14 protein-coding genes are annotated in these 21,167 nt (G+C 63.6%); 7 read left to right on the forward strand and 7 right to left on the reverse strand.

Annotated features, from left to right (window positions below; all coding sequences use genetic code 11):
* Positions 1 to 5: 5 nt before the first annotated feature.
* Positions 6 to 2,942 (reverse strand): HD domain-containing phosphohydrolase, encoded by a 2,937-nt coding sequence (locus BN1119_RS01420; RefSeq protein WP_052448014.1) that lies wholly within the window; start codon positions 2,940 to 2,942, stop codon positions 6 to 8.
* 145 nt (positions 2,943 to 3,087) lie between these two features.
* Here BN1119_RS01420 and BN1119_RS01425 point away from each other — a divergent pair, with 145 nt between their 5' ends.
* The 5 genes from BN1119_RS01425 (at position 3,088) to BN1119_RS01445 (ending at position 8,575) form a co-directional block, all read left to right on the forward strand.
* The gene (locus BN1119_RS01425) at positions 3,088 to 4,071 is read left to right on the forward strand and encodes an MsnO8 family LLM class oxidoreductase (RefSeq protein ID WP_041992812.1); all 984 of its coding nucleotides are present in this window, start codon (positions 3,088 to 3,090) and stop codon (positions 4,069 to 4,071) included.
* 538 nt (positions 4,072 to 4,609) lie between these two features.
* Positions 4,610 to 5,806: a glycine betaine/L-proline ABC transporter ATP-binding protein ProV gene (gene proV, locus BN1119_RS01430; protein ID WP_041992815.1), complete on the forward strand. Its 1,197-nt coding sequence runs from the start codon at positions 4,610 to 4,612 to the stop codon at positions 5,804 to 5,806.
* Positions 5,803 to 6,954, forward strand: coding sequence for a glycine betaine/L-proline ABC transporter permease ProW (gene proW / locus BN1119_RS01435; protein ID WP_041992818.1), 1,152 nt, complete (start codon positions 5,803 to 5,805; stop codon positions 6,952 to 6,954). Before proV ends, proW begins: the two co-directional genes overlap by 4 nt.
* The gene (gene proX, locus BN1119_RS01440) at positions 6,951 to 7,922 is read left to right on the forward strand and encodes a glycine betaine/L-proline ABC transporter substrate-binding protein ProX (protein WP_041992820.1); all 972 of its coding nucleotides are present in this window, start codon (positions 6,951 to 6,953) and stop codon (positions 7,920 to 7,922) included. The genes proW and proX overlap by 4 nt, the downstream gene beginning before the upstream one ends.
* 179 nt (positions 7,923 to 8,101) lie before the next feature.
* A complete protein-coding gene (locus BN1119_RS01445) occupies positions 8,102 to 8,575 on the forward strand; it encodes a 2TM domain-containing protein (RefSeq protein ID WP_041992822.1) in 474 nt (157 codons plus the stop codon).
* A gap of 69 nt (positions 8,576 to 8,644) precedes the next feature.
* Here BN1119_RS01445 and BN1119_RS01450 read toward each other — a convergent pair whose 3' ends face one another.
* From BN1119_RS01450 to prfB, 5 genes are all read right to left on the reverse strand, one after another.
* Positions 8,645 to 9,403, reverse strand: a complete 759-nt coding sequence (locus BN1119_RS01450) for a phosphoadenylyl-sulfate reductase (RefSeq protein WP_041992824.1) — start codon at positions 9,401 to 9,403, stop codon at positions 8,645 to 8,647.
* A gap of 50 nt (positions 9,404 to 9,453) precedes the next feature.
* Positions 9,454 to 11,166 (reverse strand): assimilatory sulfite reductase (NADPH) hemoprotein subunit, encoded by a 1,713-nt coding sequence (gene cysI / locus BN1119_RS01455; RefSeq protein ID WP_041992826.1) that lies wholly within the window; start codon positions 11,164 to 11,166, stop codon positions 9,454 to 9,456.
* Positions 11,166 to 12,953 (reverse strand): assimilatory sulfite reductase (NADPH) flavoprotein subunit, encoded by a 1,788-nt coding sequence (locus tag BN1119_RS01460; RefSeq protein ID WP_041992828.1) that lies wholly within the window; start codon positions 12,951 to 12,953, stop codon positions 11,166 to 11,168. The genes cysI and BN1119_RS01460 overlap by 1 nt, the downstream gene beginning before the upstream one ends.
* A 316-nt stretch (positions 12,954 to 13,269) precedes the next feature.
* Positions 13,270 to 14,805 (reverse strand): lysine--tRNA ligase, encoded by a 1,536-nt coding sequence (gene lysS, locus BN1119_RS01465; protein WP_041992831.1) that lies wholly within the window; start codon positions 14,803 to 14,805, stop codon positions 13,270 to 13,272.
* A 22-nt stretch (positions 14,806 to 14,827) separates the two neighbouring features.
* A protein-coding gene (prfB, locus tag BN1119_RS01470) for a peptide chain release factor 2 (protein WP_111874099.1) occupies positions 14,828 to 15,926 on the reverse strand; the annotation gives its coding sequence in 2 pieces (ribosomal slippage) (positions 14,828 to 15,850 and positions 15,852 to 15,926; 1,098 coding nt in all).
* Positions 15,927 to 16,187: 261 nt separating this feature from the next.
* On the opposite strand from prfB, the gene BN1119_RS01475 reads away from it, so the two are divergent.
* Positions 16,188 to 18,059 carry a methyl-accepting chemotaxis protein gene (locus tag BN1119_RS01475; protein WP_041993805.1) on the forward strand — a complete coding sequence of 624 codons (1,872 nt, stop codon included), beginning with the start codon at positions 16,188 to 16,190 and terminating at the stop codon, positions 18,057 to 18,059.
* A 489-nt stretch (positions 18,060 to 18,548) separates the two neighbouring features.
* Here BN1119_RS01475 and BN1119_RS01480 read toward each other — a convergent pair whose 3' ends face one another.
* Complete coding sequence (locus BN1119_RS01480; RefSeq protein WP_041992834.1) at positions 18,549 to 19,403, reverse strand: Tim44 domain-containing protein; 855 nt, start codon at positions 19,401 to 19,403, stop codon at positions 18,549 to 18,551.
* A gap of 281 nt (positions 19,404 to 19,684) precedes the next feature.
* Between BN1119_RS01480 and dnaB the strand changes: the two genes are divergently transcribed.
* Positions 19,685 to 21,079, forward strand: coding sequence for a replicative DNA helicase (dnaB, locus tag BN1119_RS01485; RefSeq protein ID WP_041992836.1), 1,395 nt, complete (start codon positions 19,685 to 19,687; stop codon positions 21,077 to 21,079).
* The last annotated feature ends 88 nt before the right edge of the window (positions 21,080 to 21,167 follow it).

Below are 21,167 nucleotides of genomic sequence, written 5' to 3' on the forward strand. Positions count from 1 at the left end.
GCGACTCAGCGGGGAGGCGCCTCCCTGCTGACTCGGCGGGCTGGCCTGGTGTGGGCGCCTGCTTGCCCGCGTTGGGCCGGGGGCAGGAAGGCGACCAGATCGACCCGGTCACACTGGCTCTCCTCCAGGAAGCGTTCGCCATAGTGCTGCCAGATGCGGCTGCGCAGGAAGAGGGCGAAGAGGTCAGGGTCTATGTGCCCCTCGTCGGCCATCTGGCTCATGATGGCGAGGGACTGGCTGAGGGACTTGCCCGACTTGTAGGGGCGATCCCTGGCGGTCAGGGCCTCGAAGATGTCGGCGATGGCCATGATGCGGGCCGGTATGCTCATCTGCTCCCGGGTCAGTCCCCTGGGGTAGCCGCCGCCATCCATCCTCTCGTGGTGGCCGCCGGCTATCTCGGGCACCTGCTTGAGGTGGCGGGGGAAGGGCAGCCGCTCCAGCATCTTGATGGTCTGTATGATGTGTTCGTTGATCTTGTAGCGCTCCTCCTCGCTCAGGGTGCCTCGACGGATCCCGAGGTTGTGAAGCTCGCCGCGATCATAGCGATACGCGGGCACGGCCACCTTGAAGCCCCAGGGATTGTCCGGGTTCAGCTGCTCATCCTGGCTGCGGGGGATCCTGTGCTCCGGCCTGTCGGACAGCAGTGACTCGCGGCAGGGCAGGACAGCCGGGGCGCCCTGGTAGCGCCCCAGCTCCTCGGTACCGAGGCCGAGCCGGTTGTCCAGGGTGCGCCACCAGCTGCGGCTGGCGATGCGCTGCAACTGATCGAGCCGCTCGGGGGCCATCCACTCCCCCCCCTGGTTGCACTCGGCCACGAAGGCAAACTCCGCATCCAGCTCGGCCCAGCACGGCAGTGCGGCGGTCCGGGCCGCGCTCTGCTGCGCCTCGGTCAACTGCTCGCTCAGGGCCGCGATGTGGGCATCGCGCTTGAGCACCTCGAAGCGGGTGCGTACCTCGTGGATGCGATCGTAGAGGGTCTCCAGCTTGGTCGCCTTGTCGACCACGAACTCCGGGGTGGTCACCTTGCCGCAATCATGGAGCCAGCTGGCAATGTGGATGGCCTCCCACTCCTGTTCGCTCGGGTTGAAGCTGGCGAAGGGGCCTTGCCGCTCGGCGCTGGCCGCCTCGGCCAGCAACCGGGTCAGCTCAGGCACCCGCTGGCAGTGGCCGCCCGTGTAAGGGCTCTTGGCATCGATGGCGCCGGCGATGAGCTCGATGAAGGCCGCCAGCAGCCGCTTCTGTTCCGCCAGCAGGCGCTGGTTCTCGATGGCCGAGGCCGAGGTGCCGGCCAGCGCCTCGATGAGGCTGATGCGGGCGCCCAGTTCGGCGGGCGAGCAGGGAGGCAGCAGGATCAGCAGGCAACCGATCACCTCCTGATGATGATCATGCAGGGGTTCGGCCACCAGATGCCCCTCACCCGGATAATCACCCCAGCCCGCGAGATGGCGCTGCCAGAGCCCGGCCTCGAGGACCAGCTTCACCCGCTCGCCGCGCAACACGGGGCGCAGCAGGGGGGCGCCATCGATCCGTTGCGGCGGCTGGCCCCGCCAGAAGGCGCGCTCCGGTTGCAATTCCCCCGATACGACCAGATAGAGGGCCCCGCCGTTGGCGCCCGCCGCGGCTATGGTCTCGCCGAGCACCCGCTGGAACAGGGCATCGACGTCGTGTTCGGCCCCGAGTGCCCGACCTATGTTCATGAAGTTGCCCAGGGTCAGGCGCATGCCCGACATGGTACGGGAGAGATCGTCTATCTCCAGGATGGCGGAGTGGGGATCTTCCCCCTGACTGAAATCGAAGTGCTGGATGCGCTCGGCCTCCCGGGTCAGGGCCCGCAGGGGCATGGCGGTGCGCCTGGCCACCAGCCAGATGATGGGGAGCAGCAGCAACAGGGCAAGCAGGGCGCTGCCAAGATTGTGCAAGGCCTGCTGTTTGGCCCCCGCGAACAGGCGCTCGCTGCGGATCAGCAGCCCCAGGTAGAAGGGGGATCCCTCGCCGATGGGGGAGAGATTGACCTGCCACTCCCCCCGCTCGGGATCGTCCAGGGTCAGGGCGCTATGTCCATCAAGCAGGGTGGGCTCGGCGCTGAGGCGACGCTGCAACAGGGTGAAGACGGGATCGTTGAGGCTCGAGATCTTGGGCAAGACCCTCAGCCGCTCGTAGCCGGGCAGCTGGGCCGGATCCGTCGCCAGCAGGGTGCCGTGATGATCGAACAGCACCAGCAGGGTTCCCTCCTGCTGTATCTTGCCGATGAGGGTGGAGATGCGCTCGACACTGGCATCGATGCCGATCACCGCCTTCTTGTCCCGACTCGCCATGGCCAGGGTGATCCCCGGTTCCTGGGTGGTGAAGAAGAGATAGGGCGGGGTACTGGTGATGCCGCTGTTGCGCAGGGCTTGTTGATACCAGCGGCGGGCGCGGGGATCGAACTGGTAGTCTGCCATGGCCGTGCGAGCGATCAGCTGCTGGCGGGCATCATAGTAGAGGTATTCTCCCCTGCCGCCGACCAGGCTCTGCACCAGCAGGCTGCTCCCCTCGGGCAGGGGGCCCAGCTGCCCCTTGACCCTGTCGGTCAAGGGGCGAACCAGAAAGAAATCCCCGTTGTCATAGCCGACAAAGATGGCGCCATAGCCGTGGTTGCTGGCCAGTGCCTCGGTCAGCTGGGGCAGGAAGGCGAGCCGGGCCTCCTGGGTCTGGGCCTGCATCAGTGTCCCCGCCGCCAGCAGGGAGAGGCTGGTGCGGGCGGGGCGCTCGTTGAGTCGCAGTGCCAGGGCCAGCTGGTCGCGATACTGCTGGAAACTGCGATATTCATAAGCCATGCCCAGGGCTCTATGCTGGTCGAACTGCTGTAGTATCAACAGGGCGCCGAGCAGGCCGAACAGGCCGATAAACAGGGTGGCGATATGCACGTAGAAGGGGCGGCGTCGTGCACCGGTTAGCCTCATGATCCGTATCCTTGTGATGGTCATTCATCCATGGTTGACCAGCAATGAGTGTGGCTCATGACATCAGGATCGCCAGTGAGGGAACGATTGTGTCTCATTTAGAGCTAATGATAGAGTGAGCCCTTTCCCCTCCCAGGAGTGAGTCATGCGCGTTCCCTATTCGGTACTGGATCTGGTACCCGTTCCCGTCGGCTCTCACCCCGCCGATTCCTTTCGCCGCTCCCTGGCGCTGGCCCAGCAGGCCGAGGCCTGGGGCTATCACAGATACTGGCTGGCGGAGCATCACAACATGCCCGGCATCGCCAGTGCGGCCACGTCTGTGCTCATCGGTCACCTGGCCGGCGGTACCCGCACCCTGCGCCTCGGGGCGGGTGGCATCATGTTGTCCAACCACTCCCCCCTGGTGATCGCCGAGCAGTTCGGCACGCTCGCCTCTCTCTATCCGGATCGGATCGATCTCGGTCTTGGCCGGGCGCCCGGCTCGGATCAGCGTACCATGCAGGCCTTGCGTCGCCAGCGCAGCGGTGAGGTGGATGATTTTCCCGCCGACGTGGCCGAACTGATAGCCTATTTCGGGGATGAGGCGGGCCCGGTGCGCGCCGTGCCTGGGCTCGGGCTCCATCTCCCCGTCTGGCTGCTCGGATCCAGCCTCTACAGCGCCCAGCTGGCGGCGGCCATGGGTTTGCCGTTCGGTTTCGCCTCCCATTTTGCCCCTGCTCTGTTGTCCCAGGCACTGGAGATCTATCGCAGCCAGTATCGCCCCTCGGCCCGCTGGCCCAAGCCCTATGCCCTGGTCTGTGTCAATCTGATCGCCGCCCGGAGCACGGCCGAGGCGCGCTTCCTGTTCAGCACGGTGCAGCAGCAGTTCCTGCGTCTCTATCGGGGGGACGCGGGCGAGCTGCCAGCGCCGGTGGAGGAGCTCACCGGCTGGGCTCCCCATGAGCTGGTGGCGATGGAAAAGACCTTGTCGCGCTCCCTGGTGGGGGATGAGGCGGCGGTGCGCCATGGCATCCAGGCGCTGCTTGCCGAGACCCGGGCCGACGAGCTGATGTTCAATGGCCCCATCTTCGATCAGGAGGCCAGGCTGCGCTCCTTCGAACTGGGGGCCCGAGTCATGCAGTCCCTCTAAGTCTCTGCTCCGGCGATCACCTGGCGCCATGGGCCGGGTGATCGCCGTCCCCTTCCTTCGCTTTCAACCCTTTCCAGCCCCTGTCATCCCATCCGTTCATCTTCCCGAGTCAGCGCCAATCCCTTCTCTGTCAGCGCCAGATTTCCAGTATTTTTCCGGTATTTCACCGACGTTCGTGCATTGAGCGTGACTTTTTTCGTGTTTTTGCCGAGTGGTCAGTGGGCTGCCTGTCAGGTGCCGGCGCTCGCAAGGGGCCTGCTCGCCGTCCCTTCTGGCCCGCAGCGACCCATGGGTAAATTAATGTTTAGATCATTAAACAAAAAATTGAAATTTCATTACTAGGCTAACGATGAGGGCAGAGATCTGATATCTCTCTTCAGCTGTTAAATAGCGTTAAATCACGAGCTTATGAATGTATCACCGTATCGTAGTGGCTATTTACCCTTTTAATGTTCCTGTAAAGTGTTTAGTGTAGTAATGGAATTGCGCCATGGTCACTCCATGGCGCTACGGTAGTCATCCATTAAAAAAGGGCAACATGACAGTCAAACTGGAAGTAAAGACCCTGTACAAGATCTTTGGCGATCAGCCTGACAAGGCATTCAAACTATTGGAAGAGGGAGAGGATCGCACCGGTATCTTGCAAAAGACCGGGCAGACTCTCGGCGTTCATGACGTGAACCTGCAGATCCATGAGGGCGAGATCTTCGTGGTGATGGGACTGTCCGGATCCGGAAAATCCACCCTGGTGCGGCTGCTCAATCGCCTGATCGAGCCGACCCGTGGCCAGGTGCTGATCGATGGCGAAGACATTGCCACCATCTCGGACGAGGCCCTGCGCCAGGTGCGTCGCAACAAGATCAGCATGGTGTTCCAATCCTTCGCACTCATGCCTCATCTGACGGTGCTGGACAATGCCGCCTTCGGTCTGGAGCTGGCCGGGGTCCCCCTGGCGACGCGCCATCGCAGTGCCCATCAGGCCCTGGCCCAGGTTGGCCTGGATACCTGGGAGCACGCCTACCCCGATGCCCTCTCCGGCGGCATGAAGCAGCGGGTCGGCCTGGCGCGCGCCCTGGCAAACGACCCGGATATCCTGTTGATGGATGAGGCGTTCTCGGCGCTCGACCCCCTGATCCGCACCGAGATGCAAGATGAGCTGCTCAAGCTGCAGGCGAACCATCAGCGCACCATCATCTTCATCTCCCACGATCTGGACGAGGCGATGCGCATCGGCGATCGCATCGCCATCATGCAGGATGGCCGGGTGATCCAGGTGGGCACCCCGGACGAGATCCTGAGCCAGCCGGCCAACGACTATGTGCGCGCCTTCTTTCGCGGGGTGGATCTCGCCAACGTCTTCAGCGCCCGGGATATCGTCAGCCGCAAGCAGATGCCCCTCATCAAGAAGCATGTCACCGATGGCCCGGCCAATGCCCTGCGCCAGCTCAAGGAGCAGGAGAGGGAGTTCGGCTATGTCGTGGATCGCAGCCGGCGCTTCGTCGGTGTCGTCTCCCTCGACTCCCTGGATCGCGCCGTGGCGAGCAAGGGCAGCCTGGATCAGGCCCTGCTGGGGGAGATCCCCCCCTTGCTGGCGGATACTCCCTTGCACGAACTGATCAGTCAGGTGGCGGCGGCCCCCTGCCAGGTGCCCGTGGTCGAGGAAGATGGCACCTATCTCGGTCTGATCTCCAAGGCCAGTCTGCTCAACACCCTGGACAGGAGTACCCCGGCATGAAACAGCTGATATCCCTCTGGCTGGCGACGCTGCTGCTGGCCAGCCAACCGACCTGGGCCGACGCCGCCGGTGCGGCCGAGGATCCCTGGGCCAGCGCCTCCGCCAGCCAGAGCGAAGCGGATCCCTGGGGCAGCACCACTCAAACCGCCGTGGCCAGCAATGACTGGCAAGACCAGATAGCCGAGGCCGATGACGGGCCCGCCTTCGACCCCCTGGATCCCTTCCAGCAGGCCTGGCTGCCGCTCGATGCCTGGGTGGAGCAGGGCATCGACGTGCTGGTCACCCACTTTCGACCCCTGTTCCAGATCATCAGGGCGCCGGTGGAGGTGACCCTCAACGCCTTGACCCAGGCGCTGCAAACCGTGCCCTCCGCCATCATGGTGCTCCTGCTGACCCTGATTGCCTGGCAGCTGGTCAGCGGCGCCATGGCCCTGGGGGCGCTCGGTTCCCTTGTTGCGATAGGCCTCATCGGTGTCTGGTCTGATGCCATGGTGACCCTGGCCCTGGTGATGACCTCCCTGCTGTTTTGCATGGTCATCGGCCTGCCGACCGGCATACTGCTGGCGCGCAGCGAGCGAGCCACCGCCTGGACCCGGCCCCTGCTCGATGCCATGCAGACCACGCCGGCCTTCGTCTACCTCATCCCCATCGTCATGCTGTTTGGCATCGGCAACGTGCCCGGAGTGGTGGTGACCATCATCTTCGCCCTGCCCCCCATGATACGGCTGACCATTCTCGGTATTCGCCAGGTCCCGGCGGATCTCATCGAGGCGGGCCATTCATTTGGCGCCAGCCCGCGTCAGTTGCTGTTCAAGGTGCAACTGCCCCTGGCCATGCCCACCATCATGGCCGGGGTCAACCAGTCGCTCATGCTCTCCCTCTCCATGGTGGTGATCGCCTCCATGATCGCGGTGGGTGGTCTGGGGCAGATGGTGCTGCGGGGCATAGGTCGCCTCGACATGGGCATGGCCTCGGTCGGTGGTCTTGGCATAGTGCTGCTGGCCATAGTGCTCGATCGCCTCACCCAGGCCATGGGCCAGTCGGGGGGCGGGCGCGTCGGGCGCTGGTATCAACGAGGCCCCGTCGGCCTGCTGCTCGCCCCGTTCGGGCGCCATCATCAGACTCACACCAAAGGAGAAGTATTATGAGAACCATCACCAAGGGATTGACCCTGAGCACCCTGCTGCTGAGCTCGACCGCCATGGCCGCCACCCTGGTGCAGCCCATTCAGAGCAACGTGCCGGAGGAGGCGTTCCAGACCCTGCTGGTGAGCAAGTTGCTGGGGGAGCTTGGCTATGACGTCAAGCCCGCCAAGGAGGCGGACTACAACGTGGGTTATGCCTCGGTCGCCAGTGGCGATGCGACCTTCCTCGCCTTCAACTGGAATCCGCTGCACAAGGACAAGTACGAGAAGTCGGGTGGGGACGCCAAGTTCTACCGCCATGGGGACTATGTGACCGGTGCGGCCCAGGGGTATCTCATCGACAAGGCGACCGCCGACAAGTACGGCATCACCAATATCGCCCAGCTCAAGGACCCCAAGCTGGCGGCCCTGTTTGACAGCGACGGTGACGGCAAGGCCGATCTGGCCGGTTGCAACCCGGGCTGGGGCTGCGAGGGGGTGATCAACCACCAGCTCAAGGCCTACGAGCTGGACAAGACGGTGACCCACCAGCAGGGCAACTACGCGGCCATCATTGCCGACACCATCACCCGCTACAAGGAGCACAAGCCGGTGTTCTACTACACCTGGACCCCTTACTGGGTGAGCGGTGAACTGGTGCCGGGCAAGGATGTGGTCTGGCTGGAGGTGCCCTTCACCGCCCTGCCGGATGGCCGCGAGGGCGACACCAAGCTGGCCAATGGCAAGAACTATGGCTTCGAGATGAACAGCATGCACATCGTCGCCAACAAGGCATTCGCCGAGGCGAACCCCTCGGCGGCCACGCTGTTTGCGCAGATGAAGCTGCCCATCAATGACATCAATATCCAGAACAGCCTGATGAAGCAGGGGCAGAACAAGCCGGCGGATATAGCGCGTCATGCCGACGCCTGGCTCAAGGGGCACGAGGCCCTGGTCACGCAGTGGCTCACGGCGGCGCGGGCCGCCAACTAGGCGCCATCCCCCCGTCACTCTCCCCGCCCGGCCTGTGTGCCGGGCTTTTTTCATCCGGGTAAATCGGCTATAAGATATTGATCTGCAATGACTGTCACCCGAATGTCGGGTCGCTGTCGTCAAGGATTTCGCCTAAGCCGGGTACGCTTGCTCTCGTCACTACCACAAGGAGTTCATCGATGATCGTCAGGAAGTTGAGATTGCAGCGCGGCTGGTCACAGGATCAACTGGCCACCCTGTCCGGGTTGAGTGTCCGCACGGTGCAACGGATAGAGGGGGGCCAGGCCCCCGGTCTCGAATCCCTCAAGGCCCTGGCCGCCGTCTTCGAACTCGACATCAGTCAACTGCAGGAGAGCGAGATGAGTGAAACCAAGGGAGCGCAAGGCGTTGCGCCGGACGAGCGCGAGGCGATGGAATTTGTGCAGGGATTGAAGGGGTTCTACGGCCACCTCATCAGCTACGGGCTGGTGATCAGCCTGCTCTGGGTCATCAACCTGGTGACCAGCCCGGGACATATCTGGGCCTGGTGGCCCATGCTGGGCTGGGGCATAGGGCTGGGGGCCCACGCCTTCAACCTGTTCAAGCTGCCCAAGTGGCTCGGCCCCGACTGGGAGCGACGCCAGGTCGAGAGGCGGCTCGGGCGCAAGCTCTAATCCTTGCCACTGTGTCCAGCCATGAAAACGCCCGGGATGACCCGGGCGTTTGTATTGGGGGCGGCGGGATCAGATCCCCGAGCCGTCGCTCTCGCCACTCTCTTCGTGCAGGCCGCATTCGCGCTTGAGGCCGAAGAAGCGGGTCTGCTCCTCGCTCATGCCGGGCTCCCACTTGGCGGTGGTGTGGACATCGCCCACCGACAGGTAGCCTTGCTCCCACAGGGGGTGGTAGGGGAGGTCGTGCTCCTTGAAGTAGTAGAAGACGTCCTTGTTGCTCCAGTCTATGACCGGCAGGAACTTGAAGCGGCCGCGCTGGATGGCCAGCACCGGCAGCTTGCCGCGGCTGCCGGACTGCTCCCGGCGCAGGCCCGAGAACCAGGTCTGGGCGCCGAGATCATTCAGGGCCCTGTCCATGGGCTCCACCTTGTTGAGCTGGTTGTAGCGGGTGATCCCCTCCACCCCCTGCTCCCACAACAGGCCGAAGCGGGCCTCCTGCCAGGCCGGGCTGAGATCGGCCCGGTAGATCTTGAGGTTGAGGGCGAGGCGCTCGCTCAGCTCGTCGATGAAGCGGTAGGTTTCGGGGAACAGATAACCTGTGTCGGTCAGCACCACGGGGATATCGGCCTGCTCGCGGCTCACCAGGTGCAGCATCAGGGCCGCCTGAATGCCAAAACTCGAAGAGAGGATGTGCTGTCCCGGCAGGTTGGCCAGGGCCCAGCGTACCCGCTCGGGGGCGCTCATGGCCTCCAGCTCGCGGTTGTGGGGGGCCAGGGCGGCGACCTGCTCCTCTTTGGAGAGGGTGAGCAGTTGTGTCAGATCCAGTGTCATCTCTGTGTCTCGCTCTGTGAAGAAACGGGCGCCTCGCGGCGCCCTTGGGATCAGGCGGCGTAGAAGTCCACGGCGGAGTTGACCACGGGGGCTATGATGCCGGCACGGATCACGAAGTCGCCGAAGCACTCGCCTTGGTTGCGCTCCTTGGCCCAGCGGCCGATGAGGGCATCCAGCTCTGCCAGGATCTGCGGCTCTGTGATGTTCTCCTGATACATGCGGGGGATGCGGGTCCCCTCCAGGTTGCCGCCCAGGTGCAGGTTGTAACGGCCCGGGGCCTTGCCCACCAGACCCACCTCCGCCAGCATGGCGCGCCCGCAACCGTTGGGGCAGCCGGTGACCCGGAAGATGATGGCATCCTGCGCCAGGCCGTGCTTGGTCAGCAGTCCTTCGATGTCGGTGACAAAGGCCGGCAGCATGCGCTCGGCCTCGGCCATCGCCAGGGGGCAGGTGGGCAGGGCCACGCAGGCCATGGACTGTTTGCGCTGCTCGCTCACACCATCATCGATGAGGCCGTACTGGCGGGCCAGGGCTTCGATGCGGGCCTTTTCGCCGGCAGGCACCCCGGCGATGATCAGGTTCTGGTTGGCGGTGAGGCGAAAATCCCCCTGGTGGATCTTGGCGATCTCCAGCATACCGGTCTTGAGGGGCTTGCCCGGGAAGTCCAGCAGGCGGCCGTTCTCGATGAACAGGGTCAGGTGATGCTTGCCGTCGATCCCCTCCACCCAGCCAAAACGATCGCCACGGCTGGTGAAGACATAGGGGCGGCTCTCGGCAAACGCGATGCCGGCGCGGCGCTCCACCTCGGCCTTGAAGGCCTCCACGCCCACCCGCTCGAGGGTGTACTTGGTCTTGGCGTTCTTGCGGTTGACCCGGTTGCCCCAGTCGCGCTGGGTGCTGACCACGGCCGCCGCCACGTCCAGCACGTGGGAGAGCGGAATGAAGCCGAAGTCGCTCGCCTTGCGCGGATAGGTGCTGGTGTCGCCGTGGGTCATGGCCAGACCCCCGCCCACCAGCACGTTGAAGCCCACCAGCTTGCCGCCATCTGCGATGGCCACGAAGTTGAGATCGTTGGCGTGGACATCGATGTCGTTGTGGGGCGGGATCACTACTGTCGTCTTGAACTTGCGCGGCAGGTAGTTGGAACCCAGGATGGGCTCCTCGTCTTCGCCAAGCTTCTCGCCGTCCAGCCAGATCTCCACGTAGGCACGGGTCTTGGGCAGCAGGTGCTCTGAGATCTGCTTGGCCCACTCGTAGGCCTCCTGGTGCAGTTCGGACTCCACCGGGTTGCTGGTGCAGAGCACGTTGCGGTTCACGTCCCCGGCGGTGGCTATGCTGTCGATGCCTGTGCTGTTGAGGGTCTGGTGCATCAGCTTGATGTCGCGCTTCAGTACCCCGTGGAACTGGAAGGTCTGGCGGGTGGTCAGGCGGATGCTGCCGTACAGGCTGTGCTCCTCGGCGAACTTGTCGATCACCTGCCACTGGGCCGGGGTGATGATGCCGCCCGGCAGACGGGCGCGCAGCATGACGTTGTGCAGGGGCTCGAGCTTCTGGGCGGCGCGCTCGGGGCGGATGTCGCGGTCATCCTGCTGGTACATGCCGTGGAAGCGGATCAGCTGGAAGTTGTCGCCGTTGAAGCCGCCGGTGAGGGGATCCTTGAGATCCTGCTCTATGGTGCCGCGCAGGAAGTTGCTCTCGCGCTTGAGGCGTTCGTTGTCAGCCAGCGGCCCTTCGACCGGTCCCGGAATAAGTTGCTTGCTCATCAATAGACATCCCTTTGATAACGTTTGGCACGACGCAATTCGCTCAAATACTCTTCTGCTTCCTCACGGCTCTTGTGGCCGTGCTCGCTAATCACATCCAGCAGGGCTTCCTGCACATCCCTGGCCATGTGGTTGGCGTCGCCGCACACATAGAAGTGGGCGCCGGCTTCCAGCCACTGGTAGAGCTCAAGCCCCGCCTCGCGCAGGCGATCCTGCACATAGATCTTCTCGGCCTGATCCCGGCTGAAGGCCAGGGAGATCTTCGACAGCAGGCCCGACTTCACATAGCGCTGCCACTCCACCTGATAGAGGAAGTCCTGGGTAAAGTGGGGGTTGCCGAAGAAGAGCCAGTTCTTGCCAGAGGCTCCGATGGCGTCTCGCTCCTGCAAGAAGGCGCGGAAGGGGGCGATGCCGGTGCCCGGACCCACCATGATGACGGGGGTATCGGGATTGGCCGGCAGGCGGAAGTTGTCGTTGTGCTCCACGAACACCCGCACCTCGGCCCCGTCATCCAGCCTGTCGGCCAGATAGGAGGAGGCGGCGCCACTGCGCACAGTGCCATCTTCCTGGGGGTAGCGCACCACGCCGACGGTCAGGTGGACCTCTTCCTCCACCTCGCTCTGGGCGGAGGCGATGGAGTAGAGGCGGGGGGTGAGCGGGCGCAGCAGGCCGGTCAGCTGCTCGGCGCCAAGGGGGGTCGGGAAGCGCTTGAGCACATCCACCACCTGGGCGGACGCCACCAGGGCATTGAGCTGGGCCTTGTCACCGGCGATGTCATGGAGCGCCGCATCGGTGGAGATCTCGGCCAATCCGGTGATGAAGCCGCCGTGCAGCCGGGTCAGCTCGTAGTGACGGGTCAGCGCCTCGCGCAGGCTGCCATGGGGGGTGGCCTCGTCACCGGTCAGACCGGCCAGGGCCAGCACCTCGCCCACCAGGTCGGGTTCGTTGTCGAACCAGACCCCGAGGGCGTCACCGGGCTGATAGTGGATGCCGGACTCTTCCAGGCTGATCTCGATGTGACGGATGTCCTTGGTGGAGTCGCGGCCGGTGATCTTCTGGTTGACTGACAGCCGTGCCGGGAAGGGGTTGGCCTTGTCGAACTGGCTGTGACCCACGGCCGCCTTGACGGCGCCAGCCACAGAGCCGGTCGGGCCCGTATTCAGGGTCGCGGCGACCGCAGCCAGGGCCTGTTCGGTCCAGGCCTTGGCGCCGGCCTCGTAATCCACGTCCAGGCTGGCGAGGGGGGCGATGCGCTCACCGCCGGCCTGGGCCAGCCAGCCATCGAAATCCTGACCTGTCTTGCAGAAGAATTCATAGGAGCTGTCCCCCAGCCCCAGCACGGCGAACTTGACGCCGTCGAGCTTGCCGAGCTTGCCCTTCTTGAGCTGCTCGTGCAGATCCACTGCGGGCTCGGGCGGCTCGCCCTCGCCATAGGTGCTCACCACCACCAGCAGGTGGGTCTCCTTCTTGAGCTGCTTGGGCTTGTAGTCCGCCATGGAGACCAGGGTCACCGGCAGTCCCTGTGCCTGGGCTTGCTGGTGGATGGCGCTGGCCACCCCCTTGGCGTTGCCGGTCTGGGAGCCGTACAGAATGGTCAGGCTGCCGCCGGCCGCTGCGGCTGGGATCGGAGCCGCCACCACCCCGCCACCGGCCTGGGCCAGACCATAGAGGTAGCCGCTGACCCAGGTCAGTTGCTGGCTGTTGAGGGTGGCGAGGGCCTGGCTCAGCTGGCGCTGCTGCTCATCGGAGAGGGGGGTTATCTGGGTCAAAGAGTCCGTCACTTGCATCACACACGTCTTCCATGGTCTGATTTTTGGTCAGGGTAAGGGGTACGATGGATAACAACAAAGAATAAAAATGTCTTTTTTATTCGATTGAGGCATTAAGAAGAGTCGGACGGACGCTGGATGCGGGATGGCGCCCATGGTGGCGTCGGGAGAGTGTCCTGATCCTGAGTCAAGAGAGAGTGGCTGCTCCCGCTTGGCTAAGGTCCATGGGGCGCCATTGTCATGATGTAACCATAAAAAAAGAGGCCCCGCCATGGCGGAGCCTCTCGTTGCACTGGCTGTCAGGGGTGGCCTGACAGCTTGCCGTCTGCGGACCTTATTTCTGCGGACGCAGGGCCGGGAACAGGATGACGTCGCGGATGGTGTGGCTGTTGGTGAACAACATCACCAGACGGTCGATACCTATGCCCTGACCGGCAGTGGGGGGCAGACCGTGTTCCAGCGCGGTGACGAAGTCGGCGTCGTAGAACATGGCTTCGTCGTCCCCTGCGGCTTTCTGGTCAACCTGAGCCTGGAAGCGCTCGGCCTGATCTTCCGCATCGTTCAGCTCGGAGAAGCCGTTGGCCAGCTCGCGGCCGCCGATGAAGAATTCGAAGCGGTCGGTCACGTCCGGGTTCTGGTCGTTGCGACGGGCCAGCGGGGAGACGGCGGCCGGGTACTCGGTGATGAAGGTCGGTTGCAGCAGCATGTGTTCCACCGTCTCTTCGAAGATCGCGGTGATCACGTGGCCCAGCTCCCAGCTCTTCATCAGCTCGATCTTCAGGCCCTTGGCGACGGCGGTGGCCTTCTCCAGGGTGGCCAGATCGTCACGGGTCACATCCGGGTTGTACTTCAGGATGGAGTCCACCATGGAGAGGCGCTGGAACGGCTGACCGAAATCGATGGTCAGGCCCTCTTCGCCCTCTTTGGCGTAACGGATTTTGGTGTCCCCCAGGATGTCCTGGGCCAGGGTGCGCAGCATCTCCTCGGTGAGATCCATCAGATCGATGTAGTCGGCGTAGGCCATATAGAACTCGAGCATGGTGAACTCGGGGTTATGGCGAACGGAGATACCTTCGTTACGGAAGTTGCGGTTGATCTCGTAGACACGCTCGAAACCACCGACCACCAGACGCTTCAGATAGAGCTCGGGAGCGATACGCAGGTACATGTCGATGTCCAGCGCATTGTGGTGGGTGACGAAGGGACGGGCGGAGGCGCCACCCGGGATGACCTGCATCATGGGGGTTTCCACTTCCATGAAACGCTTGTCGTTCAGGAACTTGCGGATACCTGCCACCACCTTGGTACGGGTCACGAAGGTCTTGCGGGACTCTTCGTTGGCGATGAGATCCAGGTAACGCTGACGGCAGCGGGCTTCCTGGTCAGTCAGCCCCTTGTGCTTCTCGGGCAGCGGGCGCAGGGCCTTGGTCAGCAGGCGGATGGCTTCGACGTGCACGGAGAGCTCGCCGGTCTGGGTCTTGAACAGGGTACCTTCGACACCGACGATGTCACCGAGATCCCACTTCTTGAACTGCTCGTTGTAGAAGCCTTCCGGCAGGTCGTCACGGGTCACGTAGATCTGGATCTTGCCAGCCATGTCCTGCAGAGTCGCAAACGATGCCTTGCCCATGATCCGGCGGGTCATGATGCGACCGGCGATCGATACCCGTTTACCCAGGGCGACCAGCTCATCGCTGCTCTTGTCACCGAACTCGGCGTGCAGATCGCCGGAGAGGCTGTCACGACGAAAATCGTTGGGGAAGGGATTGCCCTGGGCGCGCAAGGCGGCCAGCTTGGAACGACGCTCAGTCATCTCGTTGTTGAGTTCGAGTGATTGATCGACTTCCGCAGTGGTGGTTTGTTCAGACATGGTGATTCCTGCTGTTCTGTGTTTACAGGCCTGACTTCAGGCTGGCTTCGATAAACTTGTCCAGATCGCCGTCGAGCACCCCTTGGGTGTTGCGGGTCTCGACGCCGGTGCGCAGATCCTTGATACGGGCGTCATCGAGCACGTAGGAGCGGATCTGGCTGCCCCAGCCGATGTCGGACTTGGTCTCTTCCAGGGCTTGCTTCTCGGCATTCTGCTTCTGAATTTCCAGCTCGTAGAGCTTGGCCTTCAGCTGCTTCATACACTGATCTTTGTTCTTGTGCTGGGAACGGTCGTTCTGGCACTGCACCACCACCCCGGTCGGGATGTGGGTGATACGCACCGCGGACTCGGTCCGGTTGACGTGCTGACCACCGGCACCGGAGGCGCGGTAGACGTCGATGCGCAGATCCGCCGGGTTGATCTCGATGTCGATGTCGTCATCGATCTCGGGATAGACGAACACGGAGCAGAACGAGGTGTGACGACGGCCACCGGAATCGAACGGCGATTTCCGTACCAGACGGTGCACGCCGGTCTCGGTGCGCAGCCAGCCGAAGGCATACTCGCCGGTGAACTTGATGGTGGCGGACTTGATGCCGGCCACGTCCCCTTCGGAGCATTCGATGAGCTCGGGCTTGTAGCCGTGGGCATCGCCCCAGCGCAGGTACATGCGCAGCACCATGTTGGCCCAGTCCTGGGCCTCGGTGCCGCCGGAGCCGGACTGGATGTCGATATAGCAGTCGGAGGCGTCGTGCTGGCCGGAGAACATGCGGCGGAACTCGAGATCCACCAGCTTGGCCTCCAGCCCGTCGGCTTCGGCCACGGCTTCATTGAAGGTGTCCTCGTCCTCGCCTTCCACGGCCAGCTCGACCAGCATGGCCACGTCGTCGGCGCCCTGGGTCAGGGTGTCGATTGTGCCGACCACGTTTTCCAGCGCGACGCGCTCCTTGCCCAGGGCCTGGGCACGCTCGGGTTCATTCCAGACGTCCGGCTGTTCCAGCTCGGCATTGACCTCTTCTAGACGCTCTTTCTTGGCGTCATAGTCAAAGGTACCCCCTAAGCAGCTCGGTCCTCTCAGACAGCTCCTTAAGCTTGTTTAATACAGGATTGACTTCAAACATCGTGAAAACTCTCGGGGTCGATGTGATTTAAAAACGGGATATTCTAGCCAATTGTGGAAGGAATAAACAGGGTTGCCCCGCCCTTGTCGTCTTCGATGGTGCAATGAGTGGTGCATTTTTGGCCGCGGGGGCGAAAAATTTGCCGGGTTGGCAAGATCCGGGTTCAGATTTTCCGCAACCGGCCGCTATTCATTGCTGCAAGACTAGGATGCCGATGGCATCGGTGGGCACACTCTCTTCCTGACATAAGAAGCACACATGATGAAAAACCTCTCACTCAAGCAGAAGATACTGTTATCTGTGGTGATCGCGCTCTCGCTGGTGATCCTGCTGCTCTCCTGGCAGAGCTACTCCAGCCAGAAAAACCAGTTGCTGCAAGGCAGTCAGGAGCAGGTGCTGCGTCTGGGCGACCAGCAGGCCCAGAGTGTCAGTGACTGGCTCGCGGCCCGCCGGGACGTCATCCAGGCGCTCGGCAACAAGGCGAGTGCCCAGCCCCTCGATGCCCTGCAGCAGGCCCAGGTCTCCGGCCGTTTTCAGCTCACCTATTTTGGTGAGGGCAGCGGCAAGATGCATGACTCCGACCCTTCCATCAACCGTGACGGTTATGATCCCCGCTCCCGCGGCTGGTATCAGGAAGCCATGGCCAAGGGCGGTATGATAGTGACCAAGCCGTACCTGGACGTGGCCTACAACGTCATGGTGGTCACCCTGGCCCAGCCGGCCCAGGGTGGCGTGGTGGGGGGGGATCTCTCCATCGCGGCCCTGGTGGAAGACATCACCAAGATGAAGCTGCCCGCCGACGGTTTTGCCATCATGATGCACAAGGACGGCACCGTCATCGCCTACAAGGATGCCGCCAAGGCGATGAAGCCGGCCACCGAGATCGACAACGATCTCACCAATGCCCTGATCGATCAGAGCAAGGCGAGCCAGAGCCTGGTGCCGGCCTACTTTGACGGCGAAGGCCGCGACAAGCTGCTGCTGGCGGTCGATGTGCCGGGCACCGACTGGGAGCTGGTACTGGTGCTGGACAAGGGGACCCTGGAGGCGCCCCTCTCCTCCCTGCTGATGACCCAGCTGGCCATGGCGCTGGTGGTGCTGGTGGGCAGCATACTCGCCATCTCCTGGCTAGTCAGCCTGCTGCTGGGCCCCCTGGTCAAGGTCTCCCAGGCCCTGGCCCGCATCGCCGACGGCAACGGCGACCTGACCCAGCGCATCAAGATAGATGCCAATGACGAGGTGGGTCAGCTGGCGGACAGCTTCAACCGCTTCGTCGGCAGCCAGCATCAGCTGATTGGCCACATTCGCAACCTGGCCCACGAGCTGGACGCGGACGCGGAGCGTAGTCTGGTCACCAACCAGGCTGCGGTGGAAGAGCTGCAGCGCCAACAGCAGGAGGTGACCATGGTCGCCACCGCCGTCACCGAGATGGCCAGCGCCACCATGGAGATCGCCGGCAACGCCGAAAACACGGCGGCGGCGGCCCAGCAGTCGACCCAGAGCAGCGAGCAGGGCAAGCAGCTGGTGAACCAGACCCGGCAATCCATCAACAGCCTGGCCAGTGAAGTGGGGCAGGCGACCGAGGTGATCGGCGAGCTGAGCCGCCACGCCCAGGCCATCTCCGGCATCCTCTCCACCATCCAGGGCATCGCCGAGCAGACCAACCTGCTGGCGCTCAACGCCGCCATCGAGGCCGCCCGTGCCGGTGAGCAGGGCCGCGGTTTCGCCGTGGTGGCGGACGAGGTGCGGGTGCTGTCGCGCCGCACCCAGGACTCCACCCAGGAGATCCAGTCCACCATAGAGACCCTGCAACAGACCACGGCCCGTGCGGTCAGCCTGATGCAGACCAGCCAGGGTCTGGCGGACAACAGCGTGCAGGATGCCGATGCCGCCGCCGCCGCGCTCGAAGAGATCACCCAGGCCGTGTCCCTCATCTCCGACATGGCGGGCCAGATAGCGACCGCCGCCGAGGAGCAGACCCAGGTAACCGGCGAGATCACTCAGAACACCACGGCGATCAAGGACGTGACCGACGAGATCACCGCCTCCGCCATGCGCGATCTGGATCAGGCCCACAGCCTCAAGGGCCGGGCCACGGATCTCAGCAAGCAGGTGTCGACCTTTATCCTCTAAGACACAAGGTCCGCGTCATGAGGAAGAGCCCGAGAGGGCTCTTTTTTTATGGCCGGGTTTGAGGGGGGAGGGGTTGGACGCAGGGGCTGGATTCCATGCCGCCCGGCCCAGGCGTCGATTGCTGGTGACTTTCGAGGAGCCATGGGGAGAGCACTCATGTCCGTTTGGGAGTTCGGCCTGCTGCCTGGCTCGCGGTGGCCTGCTGCAAGGACGGTGTTGCCATGGCGCGGCCCAGGGCATTGCCGTGCCAGCATCTGTGCCGAGCGCCTGAGCCCACGGGGCTGCATGGCATGAGCGGGGGAGGGCGAGGCGGGTCAGATCACGCATCCCGGGATGCTATTGCGGGCGCATCCTGGTCTCGCAGGGCCCAGGGCGTAGAGGATGCAGCCTTGCGTGACGCATGACAGGGCCGAAAGCGAAGGCGCGTGCAGCCCCCGGCAATGAAAAAGGCGACCGCAAGGTCGCCTTTTCAGCATGCAGAGCGCGGGATCAGAGCTGCTCGATACCCACGATATGCCAGGGGGCGCCGGCCTTGGCCAGGTTGCGCTCCAGGTGCCATACCTCCTTGATATCTTCCTCGACCTGCTCCTGACGGTCCATGTAGCGGCCGCTGAAGCGCACGCTCACCTGGGCCCAGTCGCTGCCGTGGTCGGCGCGCACCAGCTGGGTGTCCACGTACATGACTTCGGTATGCTGCTCGCCGGAGAGCTCGGCGCGCTCCGCCTTGAGCTGCTCGAACAGCTCGGGGCTGACGTACTCGCGCATCTTCTCCAGATCGTTCTGGTTCCAGGCCTCTTGCAGGGTGCGGTAGTGATCGCGGGCACCGGACAGGAAACCGTTCATGTCAAAGCCCGGCGGCAGGCGGAAGGGCACGTCGCTGTCGGCGAAACCGGTCGCCTGCGGGGCGCTGGCGCTCTGCTCGAACTGCTGGGGAGCCTGAGGCTGGTAGCCGGCATAGGCCGTGCGCTGCTGGGGTGACATCTGGGCCGCCTTGCTGCGGCGCAGGGCGCGGATCAGGAAGAAGGCGCCGAGGGCCAGAGCCGCTATCAGCAGCATGTCCATGCCCTGCAGACCTTCGAAGGCGCCGCTGCCCAGCAGGTAGGCGAACAGGCCACCGGCCAGCAGGCCGCCCAGCAGGCCGCCCATCATGCCGCTCTTCTTGGGAGCCGCTTGCGCGCCCAGGGTCGGATTCTTGTTGTCCACAGGCTTGGCCGCCGGTTGGGCCGGCGCCGTCTTGTAGCTCTTGCCAAAGGATTTGCCGCCGCCAAATTTCTTGGCTTCGGCGATGGGGGCCCCCAGGCCAATGGCCAGGATCAGGGCAAACAGGGTCAGCATTTTTTTCATTTTGACGCGTTTCACTCTCAGCTATGGGTGGGGCATGTCCCGCTAGTGGCAAGGCGCATGGCAGGCTGCCAGTCCCGCAATGTGGCGCAGCTTGGCGCTAGGAGTATCATCCCAGGCATGAATTGTTCATGAACGAAGTAAGGGGGAGACAGCCTGCCCGAGTGGTGCCTCCCTGGCAAGGGCGGCGCGGGCCGATCCGGTTTCTCGCCAGATTAGCGCTCGCGGTGGCGGGCTTTCTTTTGTAAAATTCCCGTCCCCTTCCCGCTGCGGTTTTTAGGTGTATGGCAGAGCAAGTGACGGCGAAAAAAGACGCCAAGACACAACAGCTGAAAGTTCCCCCCCACTCCTTCGAGGCAGAGCAGTCCGTACTGGGCGGCCTGATGCTGGACAACGAGGCCTGGGATCGGGTGGCCGAGCGGGTGATCGACAAGGACTTCTACAGCCGACCCCACAGGCTGATCTTCCAGGCCATGGACAGGCTCTCCAACGCCGGCAACCCCATCGACCTCATCACCCTGCAGGAGGAGCTGGAGCGCTCCGAGCAGCTGGAGGAGGCCGGTGGCTTCGCCTATCTGGTGGAGATCGCCAAGAACACCCCGAGCGCCGCCAACATCAGCGCCTACGCCGAAATCGTGCGCGAGCGCGCCGTGGTGCGGGAGATGATCTCGGTCGCCAACGAGATAGTCGAGGCGGGCTACGAGCCCCAGGGCCGTACCTCCGGCGATCTGCTGGATCTCGCCGAGAGCAAGGTGTTCAAGATCGCCGAGCAGCGCACCAGCGCCAACGAGGGTCCCCAGCCCTTGAAGCTCATTCTCGAACAGACCGTCGACAAGATTGAGGAGCTGTTCAAGACCCCCCACAACGGGGTGACCGGCGTCTCGTCGGGCTACAACGATCTGGACAAGATGACCGCCGGCCTGCAGCGCTCGGATCTCGTCATCGTCGCGGCCCGTCCCTCCATGGGCAAGACCACCTTTGCCATGAACCTGTGCGAGCACGCGGCCCTCACCGCCGACAAGCCGGTGCTCATCTTCTCCCTGGAGATGCCCTCCGAGCAGATCATCATGCGTATGCTCGCCTCGGTGGGGCGCATCGACCAGACCAAGGTGCGGACCGGCCAGCTCGACGACGAGGATTGGGCCCGCCTCTCCTCCACCATGGGGTTGCTGCTCGAGAAGGGCAAGATGTACATAGACGACGCCTCCGGCCTGACCCCGACCGACGTGCGCTCCCGCGCCCGGCGCATCGCCCGCGAGCACGGCGGCCTCTCCATGATCATGATCGACTACCTGCAGCTGATGCGGGTGCCTGCGCTTTCCGACAACCGGACCCTGGAGATAGGTGAGATCTCCCGCTCTCTCAAGGCCCTGGCCAAAGAACTGCAATGCCCAGTGGTGGCGCTCTCCCAGCTGAACCGAAGCCTGGAACAGCGGGCCGACAAGCGGCCGGTCAACTCGGATCTGCGGGAATCGGGCTCCATCGAGCAGGATGCGGATTTGATCATGTTCATCTACCGCGACGAGGTCTATCACGACGACAGTCCCGACAAGGGGATCGCCGAGATCATCATCGGCAAGCAGCGTAACGGTCCCATAGGCCGGGTGCGGCTCACCTTCCAGGGCCAGTTCTCGCGCTTTGACAACTACGCGGGTCCTGCGTTTGATGATGACTATTGATGTAAACCCAAGGTGAAGGCTGCGTAGCCATCACTACAACTGCCCTGACCGATGGCCAACTCAGATAGTGGCCGACCGTCAGGGCTTG

This window comes from Aeromonas bivalvium, from assembly GCF_000819765.1.
In the GTDB taxonomy this organism is placed as follows: domain Bacteria; phylum Pseudomonadota; class Gammaproteobacteria; order Enterobacterales; family Aeromonadaceae; genus Aeromonas; species Aeromonas bivalvium.

Coding starts and splice junctions, on each gene's coding strand:
- BN1119_RS01420 (WP_052448014.1), bottom strand. CDS start 2,942: ATGAGGCTAACCGGTGCACGACGCCGCCCCTTCTACGTGCATATCGCC.
- BN1119_RS01425 (WP_041992812.1), top strand. CDS start 3,088: ATGCGCGTTCCCTATTCGGTACTGGATCTGGTACCCGTTCCCGTCGGC.
- proV (WP_041992815.1), top strand. CDS start 4,610: ATGACAGTCAAACTGGAAGTAAAGACCCTGTACAAGATCTTTGGCGAT.
- proW (WP_041992818.1), top strand. CDS start 5,803: ATGAAACAGCTGATATCCCTCTGGCTGGCGACGCTGCTGCTGGCCAGC.
- proX (WP_041992820.1), top strand. CDS start 6,951: ATGAGAACCATCACCAAGGGATTGACCCTGAGCACCCTGCTGCTGAGC.
- BN1119_RS01445 (WP_041992822.1), top strand. CDS start 8,102: ATGATCGTCAGGAAGTTGAGATTGCAGCGCGGCTGGTCACAGGATCAA.
- BN1119_RS01450 (WP_041992824.1), bottom strand. CDS start 9,403: ATGACACTGGATCTGACACAACTGCTCACCCTCTCCAAAGAGGAGCAG.
- cysI (WP_041992826.1), bottom strand. CDS start 11,166: ATGAGCAAGCAACTTATTCCGGGACCGGTCGAAGGGCCGCTGGCTGAC.
- BN1119_RS01460 (WP_041992828.1), bottom strand. CDS start 12,953: ATGCAAGTGACGGACTCTTTGACCCAGATAACCCCCCTCTCCGATGAG.
- lysS (WP_041992831.1), bottom strand. CDS start 14,805: ATGTCTGAACAAACCACCACTGCGGAAGTCGATCAATCACTCGAACTC.
- BN1119_RS01475 (WP_041993805.1), top strand. CDS start 16,188: ATGAAAAACCTCTCACTCAAGCAGAAGATACTGTTATCTGTGGTGATC.
- BN1119_RS01480 (WP_041992834.1), bottom strand. CDS start 19,403: ATGAAAAAAATGCTGACCCTGTTTGCCCTGATCCTGGCCATTGGCCTG.
- dnaB (WP_041992836.1), top strand. CDS start 19,685: ATGGCAGAGCAAGTGACGGCGAAAAAAGACGCCAAGACACAACAGCTG.